General features: G+C 34.8%; 9 protein-coding genes. 7 read left to right on the top strand and 2 right to left on the bottom strand.

The window, feature by feature from the left end; genetic code table 11:
* The first annotated feature begins 120 nt into the window (after nucleotides 1-120).
* The 7 genes from HPY79_11800 to HPY79_11770 all read left to right on the top strand — a co-directional run bounded on the left by HPY79_11800 (nucleotide 121) and on the right by HPY79_11770 (nucleotide 8,072).
* Nucleotides 121-1,563 carry a GWxTD domain-containing protein gene (locus HPY79_11800; protein ID NSW46488.1) on the top strand — a complete coding sequence of 481 codons (1,443 nt, stop codon included), beginning with the start codon at nucleotides 121-123 and terminating at the stop codon, nucleotides 1,561-1,563.
* A gap of 118 nt (nucleotides 1,564-1,681) precedes the next feature.
* Nucleotides 1,682-2,704, top strand: a complete 1,023-nt coding sequence (locus HPY79_11795; GenBank protein NSW46487.1) for a glycosyltransferase family 2 protein — start codon at nucleotides 1,682-1,684, stop codon at nucleotides 2,702-2,704.
* Nucleotide 2,705: 1 nt separating this feature from the next.
* Nucleotides 2,706-3,356, top strand: coding sequence for a tRNA (5-methylaminomethyl-2-thiouridine)(34)-methyltransferase MnmD (mnmD, locus tag HPY79_11790; GenBank protein ID NSW46486.1), 651 nt, complete (start codon nucleotides 2,706-2,708; stop codon nucleotides 3,354-3,356).
* A 74-nt stretch (nucleotides 3,357-3,430) separates the two neighbouring features.
* Nucleotides 3,431-5,488, top strand: a complete 2,058-nt coding sequence (locus HPY79_11785; protein ID NSW46485.1) for an acetate--CoA ligase family protein — start codon at nucleotides 3,431-3,433, stop codon at nucleotides 5,486-5,488.
* Nucleotides 5,489-5,499: 11 nt separating this feature from the next.
* Nucleotides 5,500-6,222 (top strand): Mpv17/PMP22 family protein, encoded by a 723-nt coding sequence (locus tag HPY79_11780; GenBank protein NSW46484.1) that lies wholly within the window; start codon nucleotides 5,500-5,502, stop codon nucleotides 6,220-6,222.
* Between the two features lies 1 nt (nucleotide 6,223).
* The gene (locus tag HPY79_11775) at nucleotides 6,224-7,318 is read left to right on the top strand and encodes a Nif3-like dinuclear metal center hexameric protein (protein ID NSW46483.1); all 1,095 of its coding nucleotides are present in this window, start codon (nucleotides 6,224-6,226) and stop codon (nucleotides 7,316-7,318) included.
* A gap of 1 nt (nucleotide 7,319) precedes the next feature.
* On the top strand, nucleotides 7,320-8,072 hold the full coding sequence (locus HPY79_11770; protein ID NSW46482.1) for a hypothetical protein: 753 nt from the start codon (nucleotides 7,320-7,322) through the stop codon (nucleotides 8,070-8,072).
* A gap of 41 nt (nucleotides 8,073-8,113) precedes the next feature.
* Here HPY79_11770 and HPY79_11765 read toward each other — a convergent pair whose 3' ends face one another.
* Together HPY79_11765 and eno are read right to left on the bottom strand one after the other, a co-directional pair.
* Nucleotides 8,114-8,758, bottom strand: a complete 645-nt coding sequence (locus tag HPY79_11765) for a hypothetical protein (protein ID NSW46481.1) — start codon at nucleotides 8,756-8,758, stop codon at nucleotides 8,114-8,116.
* A gap of 54 nt (nucleotides 8,759-8,812) precedes the next feature.
* On the bottom strand, nucleotides 8,813-9,693 hold an 881-nt coding region (eno, locus tag HPY79_11760), incomplete at its 5' end, for a phosphopyruvate hydratase (protein NSW46480.1).

Here is a 9,693-nt window from a genome sequence, read left to right as displayed (position 1 = left end):
GCCATGAGAATAAATTCACAGCAACCGAAAATGAAATTATCACTCACAAATAAGCCTTGCTCTTTATTCGAATGGCGTATTCCATGTGACCTTAATTTAAAAATTAAAAAATAATTACACATGAAACGTTTTTTGTTTTTTATATTAGTATTTATTGCTTTCCAAGCTCAAGCAGTTACCAGTTATTTTTATTATGTGCCGTTTTACGATTTGGAATCAAAGCCTTATATAGAAACGTATTTCACAATTATTGGAAAGTCAATTCAATATGCGTCTTTGAACAATGGTTTCGGTGGAAGTGTTGAAATTACTATGCTTTTTAAGCAAGAAGGAACAATAAAACAATTTCAAAAATTTAATGTGTCCAGCCCTGTTTTAACTGATACTTTAAACAAAAAAGATTTTCTGTTTGTTCATCGTTTTGCAATTGAACCGGGTTTGTATAATTTGGAGATTATTGTTCGTGATACACTCGATAAGACTTCAAAAGGCGAAAATCGTTATTTCGATATTATTCAAATACAGCCTTTGTCGTCTGCTATTCAATTTTCAGGTGTTGAATATTTAGAAAAAGTTGAGCCCAGCAACGAAGAAAATATGTTTACAAAGAATGGTTATCAATTTACACCCTTTATTTCCGATTATTTTCCTGCAAATATAAATAAACTGCAGGCATATACCGAAGTATATAATACAAAAACGTTGGGTGAGGAAGAAAATTTTTTAATTCGCTATTATATTACCAAAGTTACAAAAGATGAGCCTTTTGATGTTTATCAAATGTCTAAAAAAGTTAAAGCTAGTACCATTATACCTGTTATAGCATCGTTTGATATTAGCTCATTGCCATCGGGAAATTACAATCTTGTATTTGAGTTAGTTAGTAAAGAAAATAAAGTGTTGGCACGTCAAAAAGTATTTTTTCAGCGAAACAATCCGATTGCCGATAAACGCTGGGAAGGTATGTCAAGCGTTGATTTAAAAGGTTCATTTATAGAACCCTATACCAATGTCGATAGTTTAAAAGAGTTTATTCGTTGTTTGATTCCTATTTCGAGTCAAGTGGAGCTAGATAAAGCCTTAGTAGTTTTAGAAAACAAGAATATTAGCGAAATGAAAAAGTATATTCTAACTTTTTGGCAATCTCGCAATAGTCTCGATCCTGAGGGCGAATGGCGTAAGTATATGGAATTAGTGAATTATGTTCAGCGGTTGTATGGTAGCAAAGTTAAAAAAGGTTACGAGAGCGATCGTGGACGGGTTTATTTAAAATATGGTGCACCCGATCAGGTAACCGAAAGCAAGCATGAACCATCGGCTTATCCATACGAAATATGGCAATATTATGTCATTGGCAATCAGTTGAATAAGAAATTTGTTTTTTACAATCCAACCTTAGTAGGTAATGATTATATTCTTTTGCATTCGGATGTGCGTGGCGAGGTATATGACAAAAATTGGGAACGCCGTTTAAGCAGCCGAAATAATTCAATGTACAATTTCAACGCAACGCAAAGCGACGACCAGTTTGGAGGTAGAGCAGGCGAAAATTTTAATAAATGATTATTTGCATAAAAATTTGGTTTTATTTCATTTTCTTATCATAGATCTCTAATGAATGCAATTATTTCTTTATTAAAATTTTTAAATAAAAACTATCTTTGTCCAAAATTTATTTAACTTGTCGGTTGCTGTTGTTATATTAAATTGGAATGGTAAAGAAATTCTTTCGGAATTTTTGCCTTCGGTTGTTAAATATTCGCAATATCCCGATGTTCATATTTATGTTGCCGATAATGGTAGTACCGACGATTCTGTTGCTTTTGTTAAAAAGCATTTTCCTTCGGTTAGTGTTATTGAGCTTGATAAGAATTATGGTTTTGCCGGTGGATATAATTTAGCTATCGAACAAATTACCGAGAAATATACCGTTTTGCTCAATTCAGATGTTGAAGTTACCGAACACTGGCTCGAACCCTTGATTGCTCATTTAGATCAAAACGAAAAAGTGGCAGCTTGCCAGCCCAAACTTTTGTCTTACAAAAAGAAAACTGAATTCGAGTATGCTGGAGCAGCCGGTGGTTATATCGATAAATACGGTTTCCCATTTTGCCGTGGACGCTTTTTCAATGTTTTTGAACAAGATAATGGGCAGTACAACCAAATTGAAGATATTTTTTGGGCATCGGGAGCTTGTTTGTTCATTAGAACCGATATATACAAGCAAGTTGGCGGCCTTGACTACGATTTTTTTGCTCATATGGAAGAAATTGACCTTTGCTGGCGAATATGGGCACGTGGTTATTCCATTGTTTATATACCTCAATCAAAAGTCTATCACTTGGGAGGAGCAACTTTGAGTAAAACCAATCCACATAAAACTTTTCTTAATTTTAGAAACAACCTTTATTTGTTATACAAAAACGTACATATACACTACGGTAGAATTATCTTAATGCGTTATTTGCTCGACTTTATAGCCTTTGTGAAGTTTCTTCTAGGATTTGAGTTTAGCAATGCAGGGGCAGTAATTAGAGCACATCGAGAATTTATTTTAAATCGTAAACATTTTAAAACAAAACGACTGGAGAATATTAAATTAGCTAAAGTAAAAGAGATTCCGACCATTTATAAAGGGATCATTGTTTTCGACTTTTTCTTAAAAGGTAAAAAGTATTTTTATCAGCTCAATTTTAGGAAATAACATGACACAGTTCGAGGTACAGCAAACCGATGACGGCTCATTAACTATTTACGATAAATTACATAACGAAACTTTTCATTCTGTATATGGAGCTCGTAACGAAAGCCTTTATGTGTTTATAGAGCAGGGATTGAAAAAGTTTTGTAACCAACCCTCATTAACTATTCTTGAAGTTGGATTGGGTACAGGTCTCAATGCTTATCTTACTTTTTTTAATAAAGCTCAAAACCAAACGATTTATTATGAAGCCATTGAATTATATCCACTCACATCAGAACTTGTGCAAATTATAGCTTCATCGCTCGAAAACCAAACAATTTATTTACAATTGATGCAAGCTCCATGGAACAAAGAACAGCCGATAAACAAAGATTTCGTAGTCTATAAACGCAACGAAGATATTTTGAACATAAAATTCAGCAAGGTTTTCGACTTGATTTATTTCGATGCATTCAGTCCCAAAGCCCAACCCGAATTGTGGACGTTAGATGTTTTTCAGAACTTGTTTCAGCATTTAAACTCCGGTGGAGCCTTGGTAACTTATGCATCAAGCGGAATAGTAAAGCAAAATCTTAGAAGTGTCGGCTTTAAAGTCGAACGATTACAGGGACCGCCACATAAACATCATATGGTAAGAGTATGGAAAATATAGCTGTAAAACTGCTCATTTTCTTTTTTTATTCCTCAATATTTATCTATTTTTGAAGCAGTTTAATTCAATATTTTATGATAACAGAACAATTAGTAAATCCTCGTAGTATAGTTGTTGTAGGTGGTTCAAATACAATTCAAAAACCGGGTGGTAAAGTCTTAAAAAATTTAATTGACCATCAGTTTAAAGGTCAGTTATATGTTGTAAATCCTAAAGAAAGCGAAGTTCAGGGCATTGCTTCTTATGCCGATGTTAGTCAGCTTCCGCAAGTAGATTTGGCTATTTTAGCTATTCCTGCCAAGCTTTGCCCCGAAACAGTTGATATTCTTGCTTATCAAAAACAGACACGTGCGTTCATCATTCTGTCTGCAGGATTTAGCGAAGAAAGCCACGAAGGTGCAGAATTAGAAAAAAAGATAGTAAAAACGATAAATGATGTTAAAGGCTCTCTTATTGGTCCCAATTGCATTGGAGTGTTGAATTACAATTATGCTGGCGTATTTACAACTCCTATACCTAAGCTTGATCCAATGGGATGCGATTTTATTAGTGGTAGTGGTGCTACGGCTGTTTTTATTATGGAGTCGGGAATGCCTAAAGGTTTAACATTCTCGTCGGTATATTCAGTCGGAAACTCAGCTCAAATGGGTGTAGAAGAAGTGCTCGAATATATGGATTTAACTTTCGACCCAAACAAAAGTTCTAAGGTTAAATTGTTATATATTGAAAATATTAAAAAACCTGAAAAACTTTTAAAACACGCATCTTCGTTAGTAAGCAAAGGTTGCAGAATTGCTGCCATCAAATCTGGTTCATCCGAAGCGGGGAGTAGGGCAGCCTCATCGCATACCGGTGCTATGGCAAGCCCCGATGTTGCGGTAGATGCACTCTTTAAAAAAGCAGGCATTGTACGTTGCTATGGACGCGAAGAGTTAACCACAGTTGCCTCTATTTTTATGCACAAACCTCTTATGGGCAAACGCATAGCTATTATTACCCATGCTGGAGGACCAGCTGTTATGCTTACCGATGCACTTTCGCAGGGAGGATTTGAAATTCCCAAGATTGAGGGACCTAAAGCCCAAGAATTGCTTACTCACTTGTTCCCAGGCTCATCGGTTGCCAACCCTATTGACTTTTTAGCAACAGGTACTGCCGAACAACTCGGAAAAATTATTGATTACTGTGAGCACGAATTTGATAACATAGATGCCATGGTTGTTATTTTTGGTAGCCCTGGATTATTCCCTGTTTACGATGTTTACAATGTTTTACACGAAAAAATGAAAGTATGCTCTAAACCCATTTTTCCCGTTTTGCCTTCAATTATCAATGTGGCCGACGAAATAAACGATTTTTTGTCAAAAGGCAGAATCAATTTCCCCGATGAAGTAGTGTTTGCAAGAGCTTTGGCTCAAATCCATAATACACCCAAGCCTGTTTCTTTTAAAGATAATCAATACATATTGAACAAAGAACGTATTGGAAGTATTTTAGCAAATGTTGACAATGGTTATTTAAAACCTGCTGATGTACAAATGTTGTTAGATGTGGCAGGTATTCCTAGAGCTGGCGAAATGGTAGCCTCCAATGTAATTGATGCAGTAAAAGCTGCCGATGAGTTGGGCTATCCTGTTGTGATGAAAGTAATAGGACCGGTTCATAAATCGGATGTGGGTGGTGTTGCACTTAACATTAAGTCGAAAGATGCAGTTGTAAAAGAGTTTGAGCGAATGATAAAAATTAAGGATGTTACTGGAATACTTATTCAACCCATGTTATCGGGTATGGAACTATTTATTGGTGCTAAACGCGAAGAACCCTTTGGTCATTTGTTGATGTTTGGTCTAGGGGGAATATTTATTGAAGTTTTGAAAGATGTTCAAACTTTGTTAGTACCTGCTACCAAAGATGAGGTTTTAACAGCCATTCAAAAATTAAAAACTTTCCCAATGCTAAAAGGAGTTCGTGGGCAAGAAGGGGTTAATATAGAACTTTTTGCCGATATAATTTGTAAAGTATCGGCTTTATTAAGAGCAGTTCCCGAAATTTACGAAATGGATATCAATCCATTATTAGGTAAGAAAAATCAGGTAATAGCCGTTGATGCACGTATAAGAATCGAAAAATAATATGACGTATTATGAAGAAAAATGATTTTATTTTTATTTTAATCTTTACAATTATTGTATTGCCTTTTTTGCCGTTTAGTTTTCTCAAAGACTTTCAATCATCTTTTTTATATAACGAAGATTATTGGCTATATACAAGTTTTTTAAAATTCGCTTTGTTGGCAACGTTAGGCGAGGTGATAGGTTTAAGAATTCGAACGGGCAATTATACCGAAAAAGGTTTTGGATTGGTTCCCAGAATGATGGTGTGGGGTTTTTTAGGTATAACCATAAAAATTGCTTTTGTGGTTTTTGCTGCCGGAATTCCTACCTTGGTTGAGAAATATTTTGGTGTTGCAGGTGCCAAAGATTCAATGGCATTTAAAGATGTTTTTGAGGCTTCTGAAAATGGCTTGGGTGGGGTACGTTTATTATCGGCATTTTTGATTAGTACTGTTATGAATCTTACTTATGCTCCCGTGATGATGACCTTTCATAAAATAACCGATATGCATATTATGCAAACGGGTGGCTCTTTAACTAAATTTTTTACACCCATTCCTATACGCAAAATATTCCCTGCTATCAATTGGGATATGCAGTGGAATTTTATTTTTAAAAAGACCATACCTATTTTTTGGATTCCGATGCAAACTATCAATTTTATGGTAGCTTCGGAATATAGAGTGGTTATTGCAGCTTTTTTAGGAATTGTTTTAGGCGTTTTACTTTCGGTAGCATCACCTAAAAAATAATATGAAGATAAAAGAACTCATAAAATCAATCGAACAATTATATCCATTAGCATTTCAGGAATCGTACGATAATAGTGGAAGTCAAATTTCTTTTCCTGAAAATGAAATCAATGGCATTTTAATATGCTTAGATATTACGGAGCAAGTTATTGATGAAGCCATAGCCAAGCAATGCAACTTAATTATTTCGCACCATCCATTGCTCTTTAAAACGTTAAAAAAAATCAATCCAGAGACTCATCAAGGACGCATCGTTATCAAAGCCATTCAAAACCAAGTGAGCATTTATGCCATTCATACGAATTTCGATTCGTCGATGCAGGGTACTAACCGAATTTTAGCTGATTTGCTTCAACTTCAGAATATAGAGATATTAGAGCCAGTCCAACATCAACTCAAAAAGCTGGTTACCTATGTCCCTCACGATTATGCAGAAATAGTGAGAAAGGCATTGTTCGATGCAGGAGCAGGACAAATTGGCAATTACGATTCGTGCAGCTATAATGTAGAAGGTTATGGAACATTCAAAGCCAATGAAGGTTGTAACCCATATGTAGGTGCTATTAATGAGGAGCATCACGAACCCGAAACTCGCATAGAAACAATTTTTCCTGCTTATTTGCAAAATAAAATAGTAAGTGCATTATTAGATACTCACCCTTACGAAGAAGTTGCCTATGATATTTATATGCTCGAAAACACTTATTCACAGGTCGGTATAGGTATAATCGGTTATCTGCTCGATCCAATGTCTGTTTTGGCATTTCAGCAATACGTCAAACAAAAAATTGGCTGTAAAGTCATACGTTACAATAAAAGCGAAAAAAATATCATTCAAAAGGTAGCTTTGTGCAGCGGTAGTGGTGCTTCGTATATTCAAGCCGCCATAAAAAACAATGCCGATGCTTTTATAACTGCTGATTTAAAATACCACGACTTTACAGACTGCCCGTCGAGTTTACTATTAATAGATGCCGGACATTTTGAGACAGAAATTCATTTTGTGCAAAAAATATTTGAAATAATTACGAAAAAAAATACTAACTTTGCAGTCCGTTTATCGGAAAATTGTTCTAATCCTGTAAATTATTTTTAATATGGCTAAAAAAGAAGCTCAAGTAGAATTAAACGAACTTTCTGTAGAAGAAAAACTAAAAGCATTATTTACATTACAAACTGTTGATTCTCAAATTGATAATATTCTAAAACTTCGTGGTGAATTACCTCTTGAAGTTCAGGATTTGGAAGATGAAATTGCCGGATTAGAAACGCGTTATCAAAAATATTCTGATGAAATTAAAACTAATGAACAAAAGATTAGTCATAAAAAACTAGAAATTAAAAAAGCAGAAGAACTTATTAAAAAATATAGCGAACAACAAAAAAACGTTCGCAATAACCGCGAATTCGATGCTATTAATAAAGAAATCGAATTTCAACAATTAGAAATACAATTGTGCGAAAAGCACATTAAAGAATTTAGCGCCAGTATAGAAGAATTAAAAGCAGAAGCCCAGACAGTTGATAAACTTCTTGAACGTAGAAGGATCGATTTAGAACAAAAGCAAAAAGAATTGCGTGAAATTATTGAAGAAACTCAAAAAGAAGAACAGCAGCTACGCGATAAATCAATTGAACTTGAAAAAATTATTGAGCCTCGATTATTAACCGCATATAAACGTATTCGATCCAATATGCGTAACGGCTTAGCTGTAGTTAAAGTTGAACGTGATGCTTGTGGTGGTTGTTTCGCTAAAATACCGCCTCAACGCCAATTAGAAATTCGCACACGCAAAAAAATAATTGTATGCGAATATTGTGGGCGTATTCTTATTGATCCAGAAATGTAATAGCAAAATTTTGCTTCAAATTATTTTTGAGAGCCAATAGGCTAATAATATAATGAGTGTACCGTAGTGTCGTTTAGCAAAATATTGAGTGTATCGAGGTGTGGCAGGTCGTTACCTCCATGTGAATATATCCATTGAATAGCAATTTTGCTCCCTGCATAAACAGGGCAGACCCATGTTGTATCAACCGTTGTTCCTGTAAAGATTATTTGTTGAGTAGAACAACAACTCGAACAATTCGAATAAGGAAGTGATAATTTATATGTTAGTTTATCATCGTTATATTGCGTACCTACATTTTTTACAATTGTTTTTAACCAAGCTATTCCATGAGCTTGAATAGTTAGGTTATAGTTTTCGCCTGGATTTAAATTATTTGGATTAATGTTTTGTTCTACGTTAAAATAATCGCTTTTATATAGCACTAATTTTATTTCAGAATATACGGCTTTATTAAATTTAAATTCAAAATGACCTGATGCATCGGTAGTGGTAGATCCTAATTTTTCTTGCTGATTTTGAACTGTTCCATTACTAATTTTTGTTCCCCAGAGTGATACTTGCATTTGACTAACAGCGATATTCAATTCAGGGTTTGTAACATAACCAGAAATAATATAGCTTTCATCTTTCTTTTTACAAGAAAATAAAATTAAAATGCTTAAAATGTAAAGTATTTTGCTCATAATGAAACATAAAAAAGAGGCTGTCATTATACAATAACAGCCTCCATATGATTTTTATTGATTTTTAAAAGCTTTAATGCCGGCATATTTTGCTGAACTGCCTAACAAGGCTTCTAAACGGATGAGTTGATTGAATTTTTCAATTCGTTCGCTGCGGCAGCCGCTACCTGTTTTTAATTTACCAGCACTGGTGGCAAGAGCTAAGTCGGCAATAAATGTATCGGCAGTTTCGCCACTGCGATGCGATACAAAAATGTTGTAATGGTTTTTAAAAGCTAAGTCAATGGTATCGAGTGTTTCGGTAACCGTTCCTATTTGGTTTAGTTTAATAAGTATAGAGTTAGCCACTTTATTTTTAATGCCTTTTGCTAAAATATCAGGATTCGTGCAGAAAATATCATCACCCACTAATTCTATTTTATTTCCAAGAGTTTTGGTTAGTTTTTTCCATCCGTCCCAATCGTTTTCAGCCAAGCCATCTTCGATACTGATAATAGGATAGTCTTTTACCCATTTGTCCCATAAAGCAATTAAATCGTCAGTAGATACAGCTTTTTTTGTGCTTTTAAACATAATATATTTTCCATTGTCCCACATTTCGCTTGCGGCGGGGTCGAGGCAGATGCTTACATCTTTGCCAGGTTTATAACCAGCTTTATTGATAGCTTCAAGAATAACTTCCATTGCTTCTTCGTTCGATTTTAGGTTAGGAGCAAAGCCACCTTCGTCGCCCACACCGGTAGAGTAGCCTTTTTTCTTTAAAACTTCTTTTAATGTATGAAAAACTTCGATACCCATGCGAATACCTTCGGAGAAGCTGTTTGCATTATGAGGTGCAATCATGAATTCTTGAAAATCGACGTTGTTATCGGCATGTTTACCACCATTGATAATGTTCATACACGGAACCGGAAGAATATGAGCGTTGATGCCAC

The organism is Bacteroidales bacterium (assembly GCA_013314715.1).
In the GTDB taxonomy this organism is placed as follows: Bacteria; Bacteroidota; Bacteroidia; order Bacteroidales; family GWA2-32-17; genus Ch61.
The sequence above is the reverse complement of the archived record's forward strand: the minus strand, read 5'-3'. Positions and strand labels throughout refer to the sequence as shown.

What these genes read in the sequence shown, in the direction of transcription:
- mnmD (NSW46486.1), top strand. Translation starts at nt 2,706, where the DNA reads ATGACACAGTTCGAGGTACAGCAAACCGATGACGGCTCATTAACTATT.
- HPY79_11785 (NSW46485.1), top strand. Translation starts at nt 3,431, where the DNA reads ATGATAACAGAACAATTAGTAAATCCTCGTAGTATAGTTGTTGTAGGT.
- HPY79_11765 (NSW46481.1), bottom strand. Translation starts at nt 8,758, where the DNA reads ATGAGCAAAATACTTTACATTTTAAGCATTTTAATTTTATTTTCTTGT.
- HPY79_11800 (NSW46488.1), top strand. Translation starts at nt 121, where the DNA reads ATGAAACGTTTTTTGTTTTTTATATTAGTATTTATTGCTTTCCAAGCT.
- HPY79_11775 (NSW46483.1), top strand. Translation starts at nt 6,224, where the DNA reads ATGAAGATAAAAGAACTCATAAAATCAATCGAACAATTATATCCATTA.
- HPY79_11780 (NSW46484.1), top strand. Translation starts at nt 5,500, where the DNA reads ATGAAGAAAAATGATTTTATTTTTATTTTAATCTTTACAATTATTGTA.
- HPY79_11770 (NSW46482.1), top strand. Translation starts at nt 7,320, where the DNA reads ATGGCTAAAAAAGAAGCTCAAGTAGAATTAAACGAACTTTCTGTAGAA.